The sequence below is a fragment of the Dactylosporangium maewongense genome (genome assembly GCF_039531485.1).
Classification (GTDB): domain Bacteria; phylum Actinomycetota; class Actinomycetes; order Mycobacteriales; family Micromonosporaceae; genus Dactylosporangium; species Dactylosporangium maewongense.
In genome coordinates this window covers 105,290-123,356 of record NZ_BAAAQD010000008.1, presented here as the reverse complement: position 1 = coordinate 123,356, position 18,067 = coordinate 105,290, and the positions used below count along the sequence as shown (strand labels likewise).

Annotated in this window: 17 protein-coding genes; 8 read left to right on the top strand and 9 right to left on the bottom strand. The window is 71.4% G+C overall.

The annotated features are described in order from the left end of the window. Positions 1–166: 166 nt before the first annotated feature. The gene (locus ABD332_RS21350; protein ID WP_344503762.1) at positions 167–718 is read left to right on the top strand and encodes a hypothetical protein; all 552 of its coding nucleotides are present in this window, start codon (positions 167–169) and stop codon (positions 716–718) included. A gap of 35 nt (positions 719–753) precedes the next feature. On the opposite strand, the gene ABD332_RS21345 is transcribed toward ABD332_RS21350, so the two are convergent. Continuing rightward, positions 754–1,569 carry an AAC(3) family N-acetyltransferase gene (locus tag ABD332_RS21345; protein ID WP_344503761.1) on the bottom strand — a complete coding sequence of 272 codons (816 nt, stop codon included), beginning with the start codon at positions 1,567–1,569 and terminating at the stop codon, positions 754–756. A gap of 34 nt (positions 1,570–1,603) precedes the next feature. Here ABD332_RS21345 and ABD332_RS21340 point away from each other — a divergent pair, with 34 nt between their 5' ends. The 4 genes from ABD332_RS21340 (at position 1,604) to ABD332_RS21325 (ending at position 5,247) form a co-directional block, all read left to right on the top strand. Then, on the top strand, positions 1,604–2,434 hold the full coding sequence (locus ABD332_RS21340; RefSeq protein ID WP_344503760.1) for a sugar phosphate isomerase/epimerase family protein: 831 nt from the start codon (positions 1,604–1,606) through the stop codon (positions 2,432–2,434). 71 nt (positions 2,435–2,505) lie between these two features. Beyond that, a complete protein-coding gene (locus tag ABD332_RS21335; RefSeq protein ID WP_344503759.1) occupies positions 2,506–3,678 on the top strand; it encodes an endonuclease/exonuclease/phosphatase family protein in 1,173 nt (390 codons plus the stop codon). A 9-nt stretch (positions 3,679–3,687) separates the two neighbouring features. Then, complete coding sequence (gene ychF / locus ABD332_RS21330) at positions 3,688–4,773, top strand: redox-regulated ATPase YchF (protein ID WP_344503758.1); 1,086 nt, start codon at positions 3,688–3,690, stop codon at positions 4,771–4,773. A 9-nt stretch (positions 4,774–4,782) separates the two neighbouring features. Then, on the top strand, positions 4,783–5,247 hold the full coding sequence (locus ABD332_RS21325) for a phage tail protein (RefSeq protein WP_344503757.1): 465 nt from the start codon (positions 4,783–4,785) through the stop codon (positions 5,245–5,247). Between the two features lie 35 nt (positions 5,248–5,282). On the opposite strand, the gene ABD332_RS21320 is transcribed toward ABD332_RS21325, so the two are convergent. Beyond that, the gene (locus ABD332_RS21320) at positions 5,283–5,594 is read right to left on the bottom strand and encodes a 4a-hydroxytetrahydrobiopterin dehydratase (protein ID WP_344503756.1); all 312 of its coding nucleotides are present in this window, start codon (positions 5,592–5,594) and stop codon (positions 5,283–5,285) included. Between the two features lie 206 nt (positions 5,595–5,800). Here ABD332_RS21320 and ABD332_RS21315 point away from each other — a divergent pair, with 206 nt between their 5' ends. Together ABD332_RS21315 and ABD332_RS21310 are read left to right on the top strand one after the other, a co-directional pair. Beyond that, positions 5,801–6,199, top strand: coding sequence for a (deoxy)nucleoside triphosphate pyrophosphohydrolase (locus ABD332_RS21315; RefSeq protein WP_344503755.1), 399 nt, complete (start codon positions 5,801–5,803; stop codon positions 6,197–6,199). Further along, positions 6,196–6,696, top strand: coding sequence for a DUF1990 domain-containing protein (locus ABD332_RS21310; protein ID WP_344503754.1), 501 nt, complete (start codon positions 6,196–6,198; stop codon positions 6,694–6,696). The genes ABD332_RS21315 and ABD332_RS21310 overlap by 4 nt, the downstream gene beginning before the upstream one ends. Before the next feature lie 27 nt (positions 6,697–6,723). Here ABD332_RS21310 and ABD332_RS21305 read toward each other — a convergent pair whose 3' ends face one another. The 6 genes from ABD332_RS21305 to ABD332_RS21280 all read right to left on the bottom strand — a co-directional run bounded on the left by ABD332_RS21305 (position 6,724) and on the right by ABD332_RS21280 (position 15,061). Then, positions 6,724–7,740 (bottom strand): succinate dehydrogenase/fumarate reductase iron-sulfur subunit, encoded by a 1,017-nt coding sequence (locus ABD332_RS21305; RefSeq protein ID WP_344503752.1) that lies wholly within the window; start codon positions 7,738–7,740, stop codon positions 6,724–6,726. Beyond that, on the bottom strand, positions 7,740–9,605 hold the full coding sequence (locus ABD332_RS21300) for a fumarate reductase/succinate dehydrogenase flavoprotein subunit (protein WP_344503751.1): 1,866 nt from the start codon (positions 9,603–9,605) through the stop codon (positions 7,740–7,742). The genes ABD332_RS21305 and ABD332_RS21300 overlap by 1 nt, the downstream gene beginning before the upstream one ends. 11 nt (positions 9,606–9,616) lie before the next feature. Further along, entirely contained in the window at positions 9,617–10,441 is an 825-nt protein-coding gene (locus tag ABD332_RS21295) for a hypothetical protein (RefSeq protein ID WP_344503750.1), read from the bottom strand. A gap of 1,392 nt (positions 10,442–11,833) precedes the next feature. Continuing rightward, positions 11,834–13,204, bottom strand: coding sequence for a TldD/PmbA family protein (locus tag ABD332_RS21290; protein WP_344503749.1), 1,371 nt, complete (start codon positions 13,202–13,204; stop codon positions 11,834–11,836). 82 nt (positions 13,205–13,286) lie between these two features. Beyond that, positions 13,287–14,723, bottom strand: a complete 1,437-nt coding sequence (locus tag ABD332_RS21285) for a TldD/PmbA family protein (protein WP_344503748.1) — start codon at positions 14,721–14,723, stop codon at positions 13,287–13,289. A 53-nt stretch (positions 14,724–14,776) separates the two neighbouring features. Next, entirely contained in the window at positions 14,777–15,061 is a 285-nt protein-coding gene (locus ABD332_RS21280; RefSeq protein ID WP_344503747.1) for a 4a-hydroxytetrahydrobiopterin dehydratase, read from the bottom strand. 34 nt (positions 15,062–15,095) lie between these two features. On the opposite strand from ABD332_RS21280, the gene ABD332_RS21275 reads away from it, so the two are divergent. Beyond that, positions 15,096–15,935 carry a hypothetical protein gene (locus ABD332_RS21275; protein ID WP_344503746.1) on the top strand — a complete coding sequence of 280 codons (840 nt, stop codon included), beginning with the start codon at positions 15,096–15,098 and terminating at the stop codon, positions 15,933–15,935. Here the strand turns inward: ABD332_RS21275 and ABD332_RS21270 are convergent. Next, a complete protein-coding gene (locus ABD332_RS21270; RefSeq protein WP_344503745.1) occupies positions 15,913–18,009 on the bottom strand; it encodes a S9 family peptidase in 2,097 nt (698 codons plus the stop codon). The genes ABD332_RS21275 and ABD332_RS21270 overlap by 23 nt on opposite strands. Between the last annotated feature and the right edge of the window lie 58 nt (positions 18,010–18,067).

The window sequence follows — 18,067 nt, the reverse complement described above, 5'->3', positions numbered from 1 at the left end:
GAGCGGCTGGCGGAAATCGGACCTCGGTGTCCGGCCCGGTCGAAGGCGTGTCAGGTTCCGAACCGGCCACTGGCACGTTTGCGGGATTCACCTGCCCCGCGGGTTGTCTAAGTTGATCCCACCACCGAGAAAACCGACGGCCCCCAGCCGAGATGGAGATAGCACCATGAGCGACTACGAGACCGACCCGGCCACCGGCGAGCTCGGCGAGGCCGGCGACGCGGGCGCCGCCTACGGCGAGCCGGAGATCATCACGCTCGAGGGCCAGGACGGCGCCACGATCTACGCCGTCGACGTGGACCACGACGGCGACGCCGAGGCCGCCGGGTACGACAAGGACAACGACGGCCAGCTCGAGCAGATCGCGCTCGACACCGACGGCGACGGCACGCTCGAGACCAGGATGGTCGACCTCGACGGCGACGGCTCGTTCGACGCGGTGCTCACCGACACCGACGGCGACGGCCGCATCGACGTCGCGGCGCTGGACGCCAACGGCGACGGCCTCGTCGACCGCGTGGTCGCGGACACCGACGGCGACGGCGTCATCGACACCGACGTCAAGGACGAGAACTTCGACGGCGTCGCCGACTCCGTCTCGCAGGACGCCGACGGCGACGGCGACAGCGACGTGACGGTCACCGACACCGACGGCGACGGCACGTTCGAGACCGTCCGCTACGACGACCCCAGCACCAACCCCCTGGCCCAGGCCTGACGCATGTCACGCAGGGGGTCCGACCCGCGGTGACCTCAGCCGGACCCCCTGCGTGACAGCCACATCGCGCCGAAGTCGACCAGCGCCCGCTGCCGCATCAGCCGCGCCGTCCCCGACCCGACCGGCCCCACCCGCTCCCCGCCGGTGATCGCGGCGAAGTCCTTGCCGAGCGGCTCGAACAGCGACGTGTCGTCGGCCAGCTCCCGGTACTCGACCCAGCGCCGCTCGCCGTCCACCAGGATCGGCGATCCCTGCCGGAGCCACCGCGACGAGGCGGACGCCGCGCGGTACTCCGAAAGATGCAGCGACGTGTTGTTGTCGTGCCCGACGCCCAGCAGCAGCACCCACGCGTCCGCCTCGTAGAGCCGCGCGAGCGGCGAGCCCTCGCCGAGGCCGTCGTCGAGCGTGTGCCCCTCGGTGATCCGTCCGGCGTCCGGGCCGAGCGCGGCGAACGACACCGTCGGGTGGTCGCTGCGCCGTACACCTGGAAAATGCCGGAAACACTCGGGCACGGCCCCCATGAAGTTGGTCGGGGTGACGCGCGGGTCGAAGGCCGGCGTCTCCGCCCGGATCACCGCCCACCAGGACTGTGGCACCGGTGGGTTGCCCCAGTCGGCCGGCTCGGTCAGCTGCCGCGAGTGCGTCGGCATGACCAGCGTGCCGTCCGGCCCGATCGCCGCCAGCAGCGCCGTCACGACCGCCTGCGCGCCGCCCGCGACCCAGCCGAGCCGCGACAGCGACGTGTGGACGATGACGGTCGCGCCCGCCGGCAGCCCGAGGGTGGCCAGCTGCCCGACCATGCCCCGCACGGTCCCCGGCACGGCCGCCCTGGCGATGGCGTCCTTCTCCACGTCGAACAATCCTAGTGAGTGAATACTGTTCGGCATGGTCGAGTGGGTACTGTCCGGGTTCGGTGACGAGATCGACGACGATCCACGCGTGCAGCTGGCGGTGCTGCGGGCGGTCGGCGCGTCGCACATCGAGGTCCGCAGCGCCTGGGGCGTCAACGTGGCCGACTTCGACGACGAGCTGACCACGCGCCTCGCCGCCGCGCTGGCGGCCGCCGGGGTGGCGGTGTCGGCGGTCGCGTCGCCCATCGGCAAGACCGACGTCTTCGGTGACCCGGACGCCGAGCTGGCGCGGCTGCGGGCCGTCATCACGCTCACCCGGCGCCTGCGGAGCCGGTACGTGCGGCTCTTCTCCTTCTACCGGCCGCCGGGCGTCGCGGTGGAGGCGACCCGCGACACCGTGCTGCGCCGCCTGCGGGCCTTCGCCGACCTCGCCGAGCGCGAGCAGGTCGTGCTCCTGCACGAGAACGAGAAGGACGTCTACGGCGACGTGCCGGCCCGCGTGCTGGACCTGATCGAGTCGGTCGGCTCGCCCGCACTGCGGGTGGCCTGGGACAACGCCAACTTCGTGCAGGTCGGCGTCCGCCCGTTCAGCGACGGCTACGCGATGTTGCGGCCGCATCTGGAGTACCTGCAGGTCAAGGACGCCCGGTCCGCCGACGGCGCGGTGGTGCCCGCCGGCGAGGGCGACGGCGAGCTGCTCCAGACGGTGACGGCGCTGCGCGACGACGGCTGGACCGGCTTCGCGTCGCTCGAGCCGCACCTCGCCGACGGCCCCGACGCGGCGAAGACCGGCCCCGCGGGGTTCGGCCGGGCGGCGCGCGCCTTCGCCGCCCTCACCGCGGGCGCGGGGATCACGCTGCGGTAACTCCCGGTCACCGGGGGATACGACGGGTTGCCGACTGTGGGTCCGCGAGCGCGTTGCTACGGTCCGTGGTCATGCGCTTGGCGACGTACAACGTGGAGAACCTCTTCGCCCGGGCCCGGGCGCTCGACCCGGCCGACCCGGCGAAGGGCCAGCCGGCGCTGTCGGCGTACGAGACGTTCAACCGGATCGCCGCCCACCCCGTCTACTCCGACGAGGACAAGGCCGCGATGCTCGACGCCCTGGAGACGCTGCGGGTCTTCGTGCGCACCCGGGCCGGCCGGCGGGCCAACCCCGACCTGTTCGGCGACGCGTTCGCGGTGCTGCGGGAGAACCGCGGGGACTTCCTCGCCGCGCCCGCCGACGCCGAGCCGCACGTCGTCGCCACCGGCCGGTCGTCCTGGAACGGCTGGGTCGACCTCATCGTCGACCCGGTCGACGAGGTCGCCACCCGGATGACCGCCCGGGTCGTCGCCGACGTGGCCGCCGACGTGCTCTGCGTCGTGGAGGCTGAGAGCCGCCCCTCGCTGGTGAAGTTCAACGACGAGCTGCTCGGCGGCCGGTACGGCCACGCCATGCTCGTCGACGGCAACGACCCCCGCGGCATCGACGTCGGCCTGTTCTGCGTCGACGGCATCGAGATCGACTGGGTCCGCAGCCACGTCGATGTCCCCGATCCGGGTTCCGACCGGCGCTTGTTCAGCCGTGATTGTCCGGTGTACCGGTTGCTGCTGCCGAGCGGCGAGGTGTTGTACCTGCTGCTCAACCACCTGAAGAGCCAGTCCTTCACCAGCGGCGACCCGGATCCGCTCCGCACGCGCCAGGCGACCGAGGTCCGGGCCATCTACGACCGCCTCCGGGCCGGGGGTGCTTTGTTCGTCGCGGTCGTCGGCGACTTCAACAAGCGCCCCGACCACCCCTCGCTGCGCCCGCTGCTCGGCCCGGAGTCCCCGCTCGTCGACGCCTACTCGCTGCCGGCCTTCTCGCAGCTGTACGACCCGCTGGACCGCGACCACGAGCGGCCCGGCAGCTTCCAGTCGTGCACGATCGGCAACCGCCTGGACTACATCCTGCTGTCGCCCGAGCTCGCGGCGCGGGTCACCGGCGGCGGGGTCTTCCGGCGCGGCCTGTGGGGCACGCCGTCCAACGTGAAACGGCCGCGGCTGTGGGACGCGTACCCCGAGATCACCAGCGCCCGGCATGCCGCGTCCGACCACGGTGCGGTCTGGGTCGAGGTTGACCTGTAGCTTTTACGCGTGGCACTCAGCATCGGGATCGTCGGCCTGCCCAACGTCGGCAAGAGCACCCTGTTCAACGCGCTCACGAAGGGCGACGCGCTCGCCGCGAACTATCCGTTCGCGACCATCGAGCCCAACGTCGGCGTCGTCGGCCTCCCCGACGCCCGGCTCGGCAAGCTCGCCGAGCTGCACGACTCGCAGAAGATCATCCCGGCGCCGGTCTCGTTCGTCGACATCGCCGGCCTCGTGCGCGGCGCCTCGAAGGGCCAGGGCCGCGGCAACGCGTTCCTCGCCAACATCCGCGACGCCTCCGCGATCTGCCAGGTGGTGCGCGCCTTCGCCGACCCCAACGTGGTCCACGTCGACGGCAAGGTCTCCCCGTCCGACGACATCGAGACGATCAACACCGAGCTGATCCTCGCCGACCTCCAGACGATCGAGAAGGCCCTGCCGCGCCTGGAGAAGGAGGCGAAGGTCCAGAAGCAGCGCGCCGGCGTCGCCGCCGCCGCGAAGGCCGCCGCCGAGCTGCTCAACGGCGGCACCACCCTCTACGCGGGCGCCGCGAAGGCCGGCATCGACGTCGCGGAGCTGCAGGAGCTGCACCTGCTCACCGCCAAGCCGTTCCTGTACGTCTTCAACGTCGACGAGACCGGCCTCGCCGACCCCGCCTTCCTGGACGAGCTGCGCGCCCTGGTCGCCCCGGCCGAGGCGATCTTCCTCGACGCGAAGATCGAGTCGGAGCTCACCGACCTGGACGAGGAGGAGGCCCTGGAGCTCCTGGCGTCGATCGGCCAGCCCGAGCCCGGCCTGCACCAGCTCATCCGGGTCGGCTTCCGCACCCTCGGCCTGCAGACCTACCTCACCGCCGGCCCCAAGGAGACCCGCGCCTGGACGGTCCCGATCGGCGCCACCGCCCCCGAGGCCGCCGGCGTCATCCACTCCGACTTCCAGCGCGGCTTCATCAAGGCCGAGGTGGTCAGCTTCGACGACCTGATGACCGCCGGCTCCCAGAACGCCGCCAAGGCCGCCGGCAAGGTCCGCATCGAAGGCAAGGACTACGTCATGCAGGACGGCGACGTCGTCGAGTTCCGCTTCAACGTCTAGGGGCCGCAGGTGTCGTACGTCGTCGATTTCGAGACCGTCTCCACCACCGGCCTGGAGTCCTCACCGGTCGCCGAGGCCCTCGCCGGCCTGCGCGCCAACGAGGCCCGCTACTTCCGGAACAAGTACGACCACGTGTTCACGGTCGAGCCGGCGCCGGCGGCGCAGGACGCGGTGGCCTACGTGCACCGCATCCTGCAGGAGGAGCGGGACCTCGTCATCGGCTCCCGCCCGCTGGAGGTGTCGGCCTTCGAGGTCGAGGGCGTCCGCTGGACCTACGTCTTCTACGAGTCGGGCCTGTCGGTCAACGTGCTCTACACCCTCGAGGCGGGCGGCAAGCGGGCCGTCGGCTTCAAGCTCTCCGACGGCATGGAGGTCCCGTCCGAGCTGGCCGACCGCTTCAAGTTCGCCCGCCAGCGCTCCAAGCTCGCCGGCACCATCCGCGGCTCGTTCTTCGTCATCAAGGGCGAGTACTGACGCTGCCGTCCAGCTGTACCCGGCGATCAGGCGGATCAGGCGGCGCCGGCGATGATGGTGCGGTAGAGGTCCTCGATGCGGGCCGCGAGGGTCACTTCGCCGGGGGACAGGTCCGTCATGCCTGGGACGCGCAGGCGGATCTGGGTGCGGCCGTCGAGGCGGCGCACGTCGGGGCGCACCTGGAGCGCGTCGGCGACGATCTTCATGCGCTCGGTCAGTGCCGCATGCTGGGAATCGTCCAAGTGCAGTGTCCGGCGAATCTCTTCGCCGTCGTGCGTCCAGCCTTGCAATAAACCCAGCGCGTCGCTGAGATAGTCACGGTGCTGTTCGCTTCGCCTTGCCCGCATAACGACCTACCCTCCCGCGGCATCGTTGCCGGCTTGTGGCCGTTTCGAAGCCTGCCCGTCATCAACGGTGTCTGCAAGTCTGCTGGGCGACTGGTGGATCTGTCCACGGCCACATTTCCCTCGTCTGGTGAACAACAGGGCAGAGCCCGCAACCGGAACTTCATTTCGATCTGGCACCCTGGTCACCCGTGCAGACCGAACGGTTGATGCCAAGGATCATCGTCGGCGCCGCGATCATCTCCGATGGTCGCGTCCTGGCCTGTGAGCGCGCCCTGCCGCCCGAAATGGCCGGAAAGTGGGAGTTCCCCGGAGGGAAGGTGGATCCGGGGGAGACCGAGGAGCAGGCGCTCGTCCGGGAGTGCCAGGAGGAGCTCGGGGTCGACGTCGAGGTCGGCGCGCGGGTCGGCGCCGACATCACGATGCTCGGCGGCGCCGCGATCCTCAAGGTCTACCTCGCCCGGCTGGTGAACGGGGCGACACCCGTTCCACTGGAACACAGCGACCTGCGCTGGCTCTCCGGCGACGAGCTCGACACGGTCCCATGGCTTCCCGCCGACGCGCCGATCGTGGTGGCGCTGGCGCCGTTGCTACCTTCGACGGCGTGAACGTCACCTACCCCGAGGTCGGCGCGACCCGCGAAGGCCCCCTGCCGCCCGGCTACCACCACGTGCACCGCCGGGTGAGGGTGGGACAAGGCCATGAGGCCTTCGCCGCCGCAGCGGCCGCCCTGGCCCGCTGGCAGCCCCAGCGCGGCGCCGGTCTCCGGCTGCGCAGCGACGAGGACCGGGTCACGCTCGGCGGCCGGTTCTCCACCGGGATCGGGGTCGGGGCGCTGCGGCTCTGGGTGCCGTGCCTGATCGTGTGGATCGTCGACGAGCCGGAGCGGTACGGGTTCGGCTTCGGCACGCTGCCCGGGCACGTCGAGACCGGCGAGGAGTCGTTCCTGCTGAGCGTCGGGCCCGGCGGCGAGGTGTGGTTCGAGATCAAGGCGTTCAGCCGCCCGGCGAAGTGGTGGGTCCGCCTCGGCAACCCCGTGGCGAAGCTGGTCCAGTCTCGGGTCACGGACCGCTACGCGAAGGCCATGCAAAAGGCGCCCCTCTGAGCGAGGGGCGCCTTCTGACAAGCGGATCTAGTGGCCGTCGCCGGAGGGCGGCGACGGGTGCTGGTAGCGCAGCTGCTCCGGCGGCAGCGGGAACACCTGGTCGTCGCCGAACGGCGAGCCGGCCGCCGCCCGGTCCAGGGTGAGCTCCGCGACCACGAGCTTGCCGTCGGCGCCGACCGGCGCCTCCTGCGCCACGGGACCCTCCTGGTGCCAGTTGCTGCTGGTGTCGGACACCGGCAGGTCCCCCTTTGCGGTGGTCGTCGTGGCGCGCGCCGGCACGGGCTCGTCCAGCTGGTCACGACGGAAGATCTTGCGTCCGAGCCAGGTCACCGGGTCGTACCTCCGATCGACAACACGTTCCTTCATCGGGATGATCGCATTGTCAGTGATTTTGATGTGCTCGGGGCAGACTTCGGTGCAGCACTTGGTGATGTTGCAGTAGCCCAGACCCTGCTCGGCCTGCGCCATCTCCTTGCGGTCGTCGCGGGCGTCGAGCGGGTGCATGTCCAGCTCGGCGGCCCGGATGAAGAAGCGCGGCCCGGAGAACGCGGGCTTGTTCTCCTCGTGGTCACGGATGACGTGACACACGTTCTGGCATAGGAAGCACTCGATGCACTTGCGGAACTCCTGCGAGCGCTCCACGTCGACCTGCTGCATCCGGTACTCGCCGGGCTCGACGCCGGCCGGCGGGGCGAACGCGGGCAGCTCGCGGGCCTTCTGGTAGTTGAAGTTGACGTTGGTGACGAGGTCGCGGATCACCGGGAACGTCCGCAGCGGCGTCACCGTGACCGTCTCGGTGTCGTCGAACGTCGACATCCGCGTCATGCAGCCCAGCCGCGGCTTGCCGTTGATCTCCATCGAGCAGGAGCCGCACTTGCCGGCCTTGCAGTTCCACCGCACGGCCAGGTCGGGCGTCTGGGTGGCCTGCAGCCGGTGGATGACGTCGAGCACGACCTCACCCTCGTTGACCTCGACCTGGAAGTCCTCCAGCGAGCCGCCGGTGTCGTCGCCGCGCCAGACGCGGAAGTGGCGTTTGGTGCCCATCACAGCTCCTCGTCGGTCATGTACTTGGCGAGCTCGCTCCGGTCGAACAGGCCCTGCAGCTCAGGGCGCATGACCGGCAGCGGCTTGTGCTCCAGCCGGACGTCCTCGCCGTCGAGCGAGCAGACCAGGTTCACCTGGCGCCACTTCGGGTCCATCTTCGGGAAGTCCTCGCGGGTGTGCCCGCCGCGCGACTCGGTGCGCTCCAGCGCCGCCTTCGCGGTGCACTCCGACACGATGAGCATGTTGCGGAGGTCCAGCGCCAGGTGCCAGCCCGGGTTGTACCGGCGGCCGCCGCTCACCCCGACCTTCTTGACGCGCTCCTTGAGCTCCGCCAACCGGGTGATCGACTCCCGCAGCTCGCCGTCGCGCCGGATGATGCCGACGAGGACGCCCATGATCTCCTGCAGGTCGTGGTGCAGCGTGTACGGGTTCTCCCCGGCGTCTGCCCGCGCGAGCGGCGCCAGGGCCGTCTCGACGGCCGCGTCGACCGCGGCGGCGGATGGCTTGCGCCGGCCGATCCGCTCGGCGTGCGCGGCCGCGTGCTCACCGGCCCGCTTGCCGAACACCAGCAGGTCCGACAGCGAGTTGCCGCCGAGCCGGTTGGAGCCGTGCATGCCGCCGGACACCTCGCCGGCGGCGAACAGCCCCGCCACCGCGGCGGCGGTCGTGTCCGCGTCGACCTCGATGCCACCCATCACGTAGTGGCAGGTCGGGCCGACCTCCATCGGCTGCTTCGTGATGTCGACGTCCGCCAGCTCCTTGAACTGGTGGTACATCGACGGCAGCCGCTTACGGACCTGCTCGGCCGGCAGCCGGCTGGCGATGTCGAGCAGCACGCCGCCCGCCTTCGTGCCGCGGCCCGCCTTGACCTCGCTGTTGATCGCCCGGGCGACCTCGTCACGGGGCAGCAGCTCCGGGGGGCGCCGGTTGTTGTCCGGGTCGGAGTACCAGCGGTCGGCCTCCTCCTCGGTGTCCGCGTACTGCTTGCGGAACACGTCCGGCACGTACTCGAACATGAACCGCTTGCCCTCGGTGTTGCGCAGCACGCCACCGTCGCCACGCACCGACTCGGTCACCAGGATGCCCTTGACCGACGGCGGCCAGACCATGCCGGTCGGATGGAACTGCAGGAACTCCATGTTGATCAGCGTCGCGCCGGTACGCAGCGCCAGCGCGTGCCCGTCGCCGGTGTACTCCCAGGAGTTGGAGGTCACCTTGTACGACTTGCCGACGCCGCCCGTCGCGAGCACGATCGCCGAGCTCTCGAACAGCACGAACTCGCCCGACTCGCGGTAGTAGCCGAACGCGCCGGACACCGCGCCGTCCTCGACGAACAGCTCCGTGATCGTGCACTCCTGGAAGACCCGGATCCGGGCCTCGTAGTCGCCGTGCTCGGCGAAGTCCTCCTGCTGCAGCGACACGATCTTCTGCTGCAGCGTGCGGATCAGCTCCAGGCCCGTCCGGTCACCGACGTGCGCCAGCCGCGGGTACTCGTGGCCGCCGAAGTTCCGCTGGCTGATCTTGCCGTCCTTGGTGCGGTCGAACAGCGCGCCGTAGGTCTCCAGCTCCCAGATCCGGTCCGGGGCCTCCTTGGCGTGCAGCTCTGCCATCCGGAAGTTGTTGAGGAACTTCCCGCCGCGCATCGTGTCGCGGAAGTGGACCTGCCAGTTGTCCCGCGAGTTGACGTTGCCCATCGCCGCGGCCGCGCCGCCCTCGGCCATGACGGTGTGCGCCTTGCCGAACAGCGACTTGGAGATGATGGCGGTCTTCTTGCCGGCGAGCCGAGCCTCGATCGCCGCCCGCAGCCCGGCGCCGCCGGCGCCGATGACCACGACGTCGTACGTGTGTCGCTCGATGTTCGTCATGGGTTGTGTCCTCAGTTGAAGAACCGGAAGTCGGTGATCCATTCGGCCGAGACCGCCATCACGTAGGCGTCGGCGATGATCACCGAGAACAGCGATGCCCACGCGTACTGCTGGTGCTTGGCGTTCAGCTTCGAGACGAGCCCCCAGGCGCGGTACCGCACCGGGTGCTTCGAGAAGTGCTTGAGCCGCCCGCCGATGATGTTCCGGCACGAGTGGCAGCCCAGCGTGTACGCCCAGATCAGCACCGCGTTGACCGCCAGGATCAGCGTGCCGAGCCCCATGCCGACGCCGCCGTCCTTGCCGTGCCAGGCGATGACCGCGTCGTACGTCAGGACCGAGCCGACCAGGATCGCGGCGTAGAAGAAGTACCGGTGGATGTTCTGGAAGATCAGCGGGAAGCGGGTCTCACCGGAGTAGGTCTTGTGACCGTCCGGGACCGCGCACGCCGGCGGCGACAGCCAGAACGAGCGGTAGTACGCCTTGCGGTAGTAGTAGCAGGTCAGCCGGAACCCGCCGGGCAGCACCAGAATGATCATCGCCGGCGACATCCACGACGGCAGCTGCGGGATCGGCTGGCCGAGGAAGTGGCTCGACCCTTCCACGCAGCTCTGCGTCAGGCAGGGCGAATAGAACGGCGCGAGGTAGTGCTCGGCACCCGCCCAGTAGTAGTCGTTCATGATGGCGCGGACCAGGCCGTAGACCACGAAGGCCCCGAGACCGAGGAACACCAGCAGCGGCTGCAGCCACCACCTGTCCGTCCGCAACGTTTTCTCGCTGATCGCTGCGCGGGGCCCCGCGCCCGAGGCTGACCGAAGCCTGGCCGGCGTGGTCGTCATGGTGGTTGCTCCCTGGACGGGCCGATGTACCGATCTGTGGTCGGTGCACACGTTACGCCGGAACGCATCCGGCCTAGTGATCGCCCTCACCCACAGGCCTAACCACCGATTTTCCAGCCCGCACCCCGCCACTTACGTGTCCCCGCCCGCCACCTTTCACCCGCCCTTCACCCCTCCGTACCCCAACCCGCCGCAGCAACGCCCCGCCCGCCCAGCCCCACCCCTCCGCAGTCGCATCGTCCCAGCTCAAGGCCCAATGAAGTGGCCGCCCTCACTGAACCGGCCGCTGCGCCGCCGCCCCGCCCACCGCCGCCGCGTTCCTGACCGCCCTCATCCAGACACCCACCGAACCGCCCCCTGTCTTCCACCCCTCCCGAGCCGCCGGCACCGCCCACCCGCACCCCGCCGCCAGCAGTGGCATTTTCCACACCGGGCCCACCCGCCCGCCAAGATCACCCCGCCCCGCCACCCACCAGCAACGCGCCGCCCCGAGTCACGGCACCGACCGGACCCGTCCTCTCCGTTCTCACTGGCACGTCAGACAGGCCGCGTCCACATCGGAGCCGCACGGGCCGTTCACCTGCGGACGTGGTCGTCGGTTCTGACTCCGCGGCTCGTCTGCAGGCTGCCGGGAGGGTCGGGCGGTTCATGCCGGACCTGCACTGGCGTTCACTGTGGACGTGCCTGCCAGCGGTTCGTCGCTGGGCTCGGCGGCGCGCGGCCCGTCCTGACTCTGCGACCCACCCGCTGGCCACCGGCAAGTCAGACAGGCCGCGTCCACGTCGGAGCCACACGGGGCGTTCATCCCGGACGCGGTTGCCGGCAGTCCCACGTTGGGCTCGGTGGCCCGAGGAACTTCCCGACTCCGCACGGGACCGATCGAGGCTGGCCTGCCGAGGCGTCGCGGCGCGTCGGGGGCATGCGGCGCCCGCCTGGCCGCCGCTTCGAGATATGCCGTTCCGGGATGCGCTCTGAAGACGTGGTTGCGGGCAGTTCCGCGCTGAGGCTCGGCGGCTCGAGGAACTTCCCGACTCCGCACGGGACCGATCGAGGCTGGCCTGCCGAGGCGTCGCGGCGCGTCGGGGGCATGCGGCGCCCGCCTGGCCGCCGCTTCGAGATATGCCGTTCCGGGATGCGCTCTGAAGACGTGGTTGCGGGCAGTTCCGCGCTGAGGCTCGGTGGCGTGAGGAACTTCCCGGCTCCGCACGGGACCGATCGACGCCGGTCTGCCTGGCGCTGCGGCGCGTCGAGGGCACGCAGCGCCCCTCCGGCCTCCGCCGCTTCGAGGGCATGCCGTCCCCAGCCATACGCCCAGCGGCGGTGCGTTCGGCGGCGGTGCGTCCGGGCGGCGGTGCGGAGTCGGGGGTGCGAGGGGCGCGAGGTCTGAGGGCGTCAGCCAGAGGCGCCGCCGGTGTAGTTCCACGAAGCGAGGCGCAGCGCCGGGGCGGACGCGCCCGACTCCGACCAGGCGCCCGGCAGCTCGACGGCGCGTGGGCCGACGCCCAGCACGGCGCCGGGGGCCAGGGCCTGCGGGTAGGACTGGGTGAAGCGGAAGTTGCGCACCGGGGTGGTCACCACGCCGTCCTCGATGAGCCAGACGCCGTTGCGCGTCAGGCCGGTGACGACCAGGGTGCGCGGGTCCAGGACGCGGGTGTAGTGGTTGTCGGTCACCAGGAGGCCGCGCTCCACGCCGGCGACCAGGCCCGCCACGCCCGAGTCGGCGGCCGGGCCGTCGACCTCGACCGGTGCGGGTCCGTCGTGCGCGAGCAGCCGCAGGCTCGAAGGCACCGCGCCGAAGCTGGCGCCGCCCGGGATCGCGTGGCCCGTCGAGGTCGCGCCCGCCTTCGCGGCCGTGCGCCGGTCGTGCACGAGGGCGGTCGACACGCCCGCGTCGACCAGGACGACCCGCTGCCGCGGGGTGCCCTCCACGTCGAACGGCAGCACCGTCGAGTCGGCCGCCGTCGCGTCCTCGACCAGCGTCACCGCGGGGTCGAACTGGGCCGCGCCCAGCTCCAGGAACGACTGGCGGTCCTGGACCATCTTGGCGTTGAAGCCATACATCGCGAGGAACTGCAGCACGTCGGCGACGGCCGTCGGCTCCAGCACCACCTCATACCGCCCCGGCGGCAGCTCCACGGGGTCGACGCCGGCCCTGGCCTTCGCCGCCGCCCTGGCCCCCAGGACCGCGCCGTCGAGGTCGGCGAGGCGCACCGACGCGAGCCGGGCCAGGCCGTCCGACGTCGCGGTCCGCGCGATGCCGTCCATCGCCGCGCCCGTCCTGCCGCCTGTGACGTGCTGGCCGGCGGAGTTGGCGTAGACGACCCGGGTCGACGACGTGCGGCAATACCCCGCCGCCTCCAGCCCGGCCGCCTCGTCGACGAACGCCCGCACCCTCGCCGCCCGGTCGTCCGGCGACGCCGCCGCGGTCGCCTCGTCGACGTTGCCACCGAAGGCGACGGGTGCCGGCGGGGCCAGGCCCGGCCAGGTCGGGTCGGCCGGGGCGAGCCGCATCCCGGCCACCGTGCGCTGGACGAAGTCCTCGATGCCCTCGATGCCCTTGACGACCGTGCTGGTCGCCGTCGCGGTCCGCCCGTCGGCGTGCAGCCTGAGCCGCACCTCCGTGGTCTCGTCGGCGACGTTCTGGTGGATGTACGAATTGGCGAACCTGGTCAGCGCCACCGCCGACCGGCCCACCAGCACCTCGGCGTCGATGCCGTCGCCGACCAGCTTCAGGATCCGCTCGGCGAGATCGGTCTCGCTCATGCCGCCACCTCCGCTGCGCTCCGGCGTCGGCCTGAGCCAACCTGCCATGCTGATTCGCGGCCCGAGCCGCTCCGCTGGCCGCTCATCCCCTGACCCCCACCCGCACGTTTTGGAACCGGGCCGCCGAGGCCGGATGGCCCGTGTGCCCGATCTGGCCCGGCTGGCCCTTGCCGCAGTTGGGCGTGCCCCACGCCGTCGTCTCCGAGCCCAGCATGTCCATCGAGCCCCAGAACTTCGGCCCGATGCCGGTGTAGGTCGGGTTGCGCAGCATCCGCCCGAGCTTGCCGTCCTTGACCTCCCAGCCGACCTCGCAGCCGAACTGGAAGTTGAGCCGCTTGTCGTCGATCGACCAGGACCGGTTGAGGTCCATCAGCACGCCGTCGGCGGTCTCGGCGATCATCTCCTCGAGGGTGTGCGGCCCGGGGGTCAGCCCGACATTCGTCATGCGCACCATCGGCAGCCGCGCCCAGCCGTCGGCCCGCACGCTGCCCGCATAGTCCAGGCCCGCGACCGCCGCCGACTCCCGGCCGGCCAGGGTGCCCACCCAGATCCCGTCGCGGACCGCGTGCCGCGGCTGCGCCGGCGTCCCCTCGTCGTCATAGCCGAACGAGCCGAGCGCACCCGGGATCGTCGGGTCGATCGTGATGTTCATGAGCTCGGAGCCGTAGCGCAGCCGGCCGAGCTGCGCCAGGTCGAGCCAGCTGGTCCCCGCGAACGCCGCCTCCCACCCCAGGATCCGGTCCAGCTCGATCGCGTGCCCCACCGACTCGTGGATCTGCAACGCCATCTGCTCGCTGCCCAGGATCAGGGTCGTCTCGCCGGCCGGGCACTGCGGCGCCGACAGCAGCGCCCGCGCCTCGTCGGCGATCCGGGCGGCGTGCGCCGTCAGGTCGAGCTCGTCGACCAGCTCCCAGCCCCTCGTCCCATACTGCCCGCGATACGACGGATAGGACCTGCGCTGCGTCTCCCCGTCGCCGATCACCGTCGCGGAGATGCCCGCCCCCGCTTCGCGGATGTGCTGGTCGATGCGGTGCCCCTGCGACGACACGAACCACTTGCGCGTGTCCCAGATCTGATACAGCCCCTCGGCGATGTCGGCGCCGCCCTTGTGCGCCTCCGCCGTCGCGCCCGTCAGCAGGTCGCCCTTCGTCGACAGCGCCACGCTCAGCGGGTCGACCTCGCACGCGCTCGCCCACGAGTCGGTGCGGGCCTCGATCTCCACCAGGTCCACGGGCGGCCCGGGCACCGACGCCGACGCCCGCGCGATCGCCGTGGCCCGCTCACCCGCCCGCCGCGCGGCGTCGCGCCCCAGGTCGGGCAGGGCGAAGAACCCCCAGCTCGACCCGACCAGCGCCCGCACGCCGACGCCGGCGTCCTCGGATTGGCTCAGGTCCTCGATCGCGCCGTTGCGCGCGCTCATCGACTCGGACCGCCGGTGCATCACCCGCGCGTCGGCATACCGAGCCCCGGCCGCGAGGGCCGCTTCAACCGCCGCACTTGCCACGTCGAAGTGGGTCATGGTTGGACACTACCGACCCGCTACGACATTTTTCGGGCCCGGAACGAAAGCGCCTATCCGATCAGGTCGTTGATCTGGCCGGCGAGGGCGATGTCCCTACTGGTCACGCCGCCTTCACTGTGGGTGACCAGGCGGAAGGTCACCGTCCGCCAACGGATGTCGATGTCGGGGTGGTGGTCGGCCTGCTCGGCCACGTGGGCCACCTCGGCCACCAGCCGGATGCCGTCGAGGAACGTCCCGGCCTTCACCGAGCGTTCGATGCCGGATGTGTCGCCGGCCCAGCCGTTGAGGTGGGCGAGGGCGGTGGTCACCTCGTCGCTGTCGAGAAGCGCGGTCATGCCGGAAACGCTACGCCTGCCGTAGAAAGAGAGCATGTCGATCGCCGGTGTCACCCGCGAATTGCTCGTGCGCTACCTCGACCTCTGGGTGCCGGGGGCGGTGCACTCGCCGCACGGGGCGACGTTCCTGCACGGCTCCGCGACGGAGCTGGACGGTGACATCGCGGAGGCGGCCCTGAGGGCGTGCGCCGAGTTCGGAGACCGGTTGTCCAGAAAGCGGCTGACACTGCTGTACGTCACGGCGGCGAAGGGACTGGAGCAGCGGCTCAGCGCCGTACAACGTGAGCTGCGGACACCGGCTGAGCTGTCGGTGCACGTCATGTCCGGCGACGTGGCGGTGCTGCTGAAGGCGCTCGGCGCGAGGTCCGGCCCGCTGCTGTCCATGATCGAGGGGATCGACCCGGCGGTCGTCGCCGACGCCAGGCCCGCCGAGGTGATCACCGTAGATGTGCCGCGGGACCGGTTGCGGGACTTCGAGCTCACCACCGCGGTGACGCTGGTCGGACCGCAGGCGGAGCGGACGATCGGCTTCGGCACGCGGTCGGCGAAGAGCCTCGAGGCGTTCAAGAACGAGATGTGGGCCCTCGACGAGTACGCCGGCGTCCGGTACCGCGACCCCAATGACCCCGAGGGTCACCTCATGGACATCACCCTCGACCCGAACCCGGGCGCGCTGCGGCGCGAGCTCCTGACCTACCTGCGCGGGGGCGACAGGTCCGTCACCGAGCTGAAGCGGTTCGCCCTCACGGAGACGGTGTACCGCGCCGCCGACGCCGTCAAGGTGGTCACCGCGCTGCTGCAGAGCGGCGCGGTGACCAGGGAACCGAAGGAGGGCCGCCTCGGCGGCGACGTCAGGATACGGATCGCCGGATGAAGTCCAGCTCGATGCGCAGCAGCTTCTCCGCCAGCCCGCCCGCGGCCATGTGCGTCGCGCCGGTCAGCGGGATCATCGAGTGCGGCCGGCCCGCGGCGAGCAGCGCCGCCGACAGGCGCAGCGTGTGCGCGGCGACCACGTTGTCGTCGACGAGGCCGTGCACGAGCAGCATCGGCCGGGCGTCCTCCGGGCGCACCGGCGGCTCGGCGGCCAGCTCGATCAGCGAGTTGTGGCTGTACACCTCCGGCGCGTCCGCGGGCAGCCCCAGGTAACGCTCCGTGTAAGCGGTGTCGTACAGCGCCCAGTCGGTGACCGGTGCGCCGACGACCGCACAGTGGTAGACGTCCGGGCGGCGCAGCACCGCCAGCGCCGACAGCCAGCCGCCGAACGACCAGCCGCGGATCGCGACCCGGTCCAGGTCCAGGTCGGGGTGCTTCTCCGAGAGCGCCTGCAGGGCGTCGGCCTGGTCGGTGAGGATGACGTCGGAGAAGCGCCGGTGGATCGACTTCTCGAACGTCGGCGACACCCCGGGGGTGCCCCGGTTGTCGATCGTGACGACGGCGAACCCGGCGTCGGCCCACCACTGCTTCTCCAGCCAGCGGGCCCGCGCCGCGACGACCTCCTGATGGCCCGGCCCGCCGTAGATCGCCACGAGGACCGGCAGCTTCCGCCCGGCGACGTGCCCGCGCGGGTAGAGCACGGCGGTGGGCAGCCTCCGGTCGGTGACCCGCTCCAGCACCGGCCTCGGGGCGAAGGGCGGTGTCGCGGCGAGCGACGCGATGGTGCCGATCTCTGCGTCGTCGTGGCGGATGGTATACTGCCAGCCGGCGTGCTCCAGCGTCTGCGACCCGATCACCACCGTGCGGGCGGCCGCGTGCGCGACGTGCCAGCCCGGCTCGGAGGTGAGCCGCTGCGCCTGCGCTCCGGCGTGCGAGACGGGGACGCGGAACACGTGCTGCTCGCTTGGCTCGCCCTCGCTGGCCTCGACGATGAGGTCGCCGGCGAGACGGCCGGCGACGCGCCGCACGTACAGGTCGGCCGGCGTCAGCAGGCTGCCGTCGGCGAACAGGCAGCGCGCGTCGTAGCCGTCGTGCGCGAGCTCGCCGCCGACGAGGACCCGGCCGTCGGCCAGGTGCTGCGGGGTGCCGGGGACCGGCTCGACCCAGCGCGGGTCGGCGAGCTCGGCGTGCACCTGCGTCTCACCGGTCCGCGGGTCGACCGCGATCACCAGGCCGTGCTGCTGCAGGCGGCGCAGCACCGTGAGCAGCGGGCCGCCCTGCTCGGTCCACGAGGCCTCCACCAGGTACGGGTACGTCTCCCGGTCCCAGTGCACGTCCACCCAGCCGCCGTCCAGGTCCAGCACGTGCAGGGTGACCTTCGCGTTGGTCGCGCCGGCGTGCGGGTACGCCACCGTCGTCGGCGGCTGGTCCGGCTGCGACGGGTCATGCAGGTGCCAGCGCGGCACCCGCGACTCGTCGACCCGGGCGGTCAGGATGCTGCGGCCGTCCGGCGACCACCAGTAGCCCCGGAAGCGGTGGAACTCCTCCGCGCCGATGAACTCCGCGAGGCCCCAGGTCACGCCCTCCTCGCCGGCCAGCACCGCGTCGGTCCCGTCGGGCTCGATCACACGGAGTGCGCCGCCCGTCACGTACGCCACCCGCTGCCCTGCCGGATCCGGTCGCGGATCGACGGCGGGCCCGGCCGTGCGCAGCTCCGTGAGGTCACCGGTCAGCAGGTCCACCCGGAAGAGGCGCCCCCCGAGCGGAAAGACGGCCATCACGCCGGCACTGTCCATGGCGTACGAGCCGATGCCGCCCGCCGACAGCCGCAGCCGCTCGCGCAGGGCCCGCTCCGCGGGCGGAAGGTCGGCTTCGACGCTCAGGAGGACGGCGGGGTCGGCGAGGAGCCGCTCCGCCCTGTCAGCCACGTCGAACACCCACAGGGCGTCGCGGCTGTCCTCGGGGCCTGACGAGCGCAGGAACACCACCCGCGCCCCGTCCGAGGTCACCGTCACGGCGCGCGGAGCGCCATAGGAGAAGCGTCGGGTGCGCGCGGCCAACTCCGGATAGTCCACCCCGGAATGTTTACCCGAAGCGGCCCGATTGTCATGCTCCACCGGCGCCGCGCCGCGG

What these genes read in the sequence shown, in the direction of transcription:
- ABD332_RS21340 (WP_344503760.1), top strand. Translation starts at nt 1,604, where the DNA reads ATGGTCGAGTGGGTACTGTCCGGGTTCGGTGACGAGATCGACGACGAT.
- ABD332_RS21335 (WP_344503759.1), top strand. Translation starts at nt 2,506, where the DNA reads ATGCGCTTGGCGACGTACAACGTGGAGAACCTCTTCGCCCGGGCCCGG.
- ABD332_RS21305 (WP_344503752.1), bottom strand. Translation starts at nt 7,740, where the DNA reads ATGGGCACCAAACGCCACTTCCGCGTCTGGCGCGGCGACGACACCGGC.
- ABD332_RS21285 (WP_344503748.1), bottom strand. Translation starts at nt 14,723, where the DNA reads ATGACCCACTTCGACGTGGCAAGTGCGGCGGTTGAAGCGGCCCTCGCG.
- ABD332_RS21300 (WP_344503751.1), bottom strand. Translation starts at nt 9,605, where the DNA reads ATGACGAACATCGAGCGACACACGTACGACGTCGTGGTCATCGGCGCC.
- ABD332_RS21290 (WP_344503749.1), bottom strand. Translation starts at nt 13,204, where the DNA reads ATGAGCGAGACCGATCTCGCCGAGCGGATCCTGAAGCTGGTCGGCGAC.
- ABD332_RS21315 (WP_344503755.1), top strand. Translation starts at nt 5,801, where the DNA reads ATGCCAAGGATCATCGTCGGCGCCGCGATCATCTCCGATGGTCGCGTC.
- ABD332_RS21275 (WP_344503746.1), top strand. Translation starts at nt 15,096, where the DNA reads ATGTCGATCGCCGGTGTCACCCGCGAATTGCTCGTGCGCTACCTCGAC.
- ABD332_RS21350 (WP_344503762.1), top strand. Translation starts at nt 167, where the DNA reads ATGAGCGACTACGAGACCGACCCGGCCACCGGCGAGCTCGGCGAGGCC.
- ABD332_RS21280 (WP_344503747.1), bottom strand. Translation starts at nt 15,061, where the DNA reads ATGACCGCGCTTCTCGACAGCGACGAGGTGACCACCGCCCTCGCCCAC.
- ABD332_RS21295 (WP_344503750.1), bottom strand. Translation starts at nt 10,441, where the DNA reads ATGACGACCACGCCGGCCAGGCTTCGGTCAGCCTCGGGCGCGGGGCCC.
- ABD332_RS21320 (WP_344503756.1), bottom strand. Translation starts at nt 5,594, where the DNA reads ATGCGGGCAAGGCGAAGCGAACAGCACCGTGACTATCTCAGCGACGCG.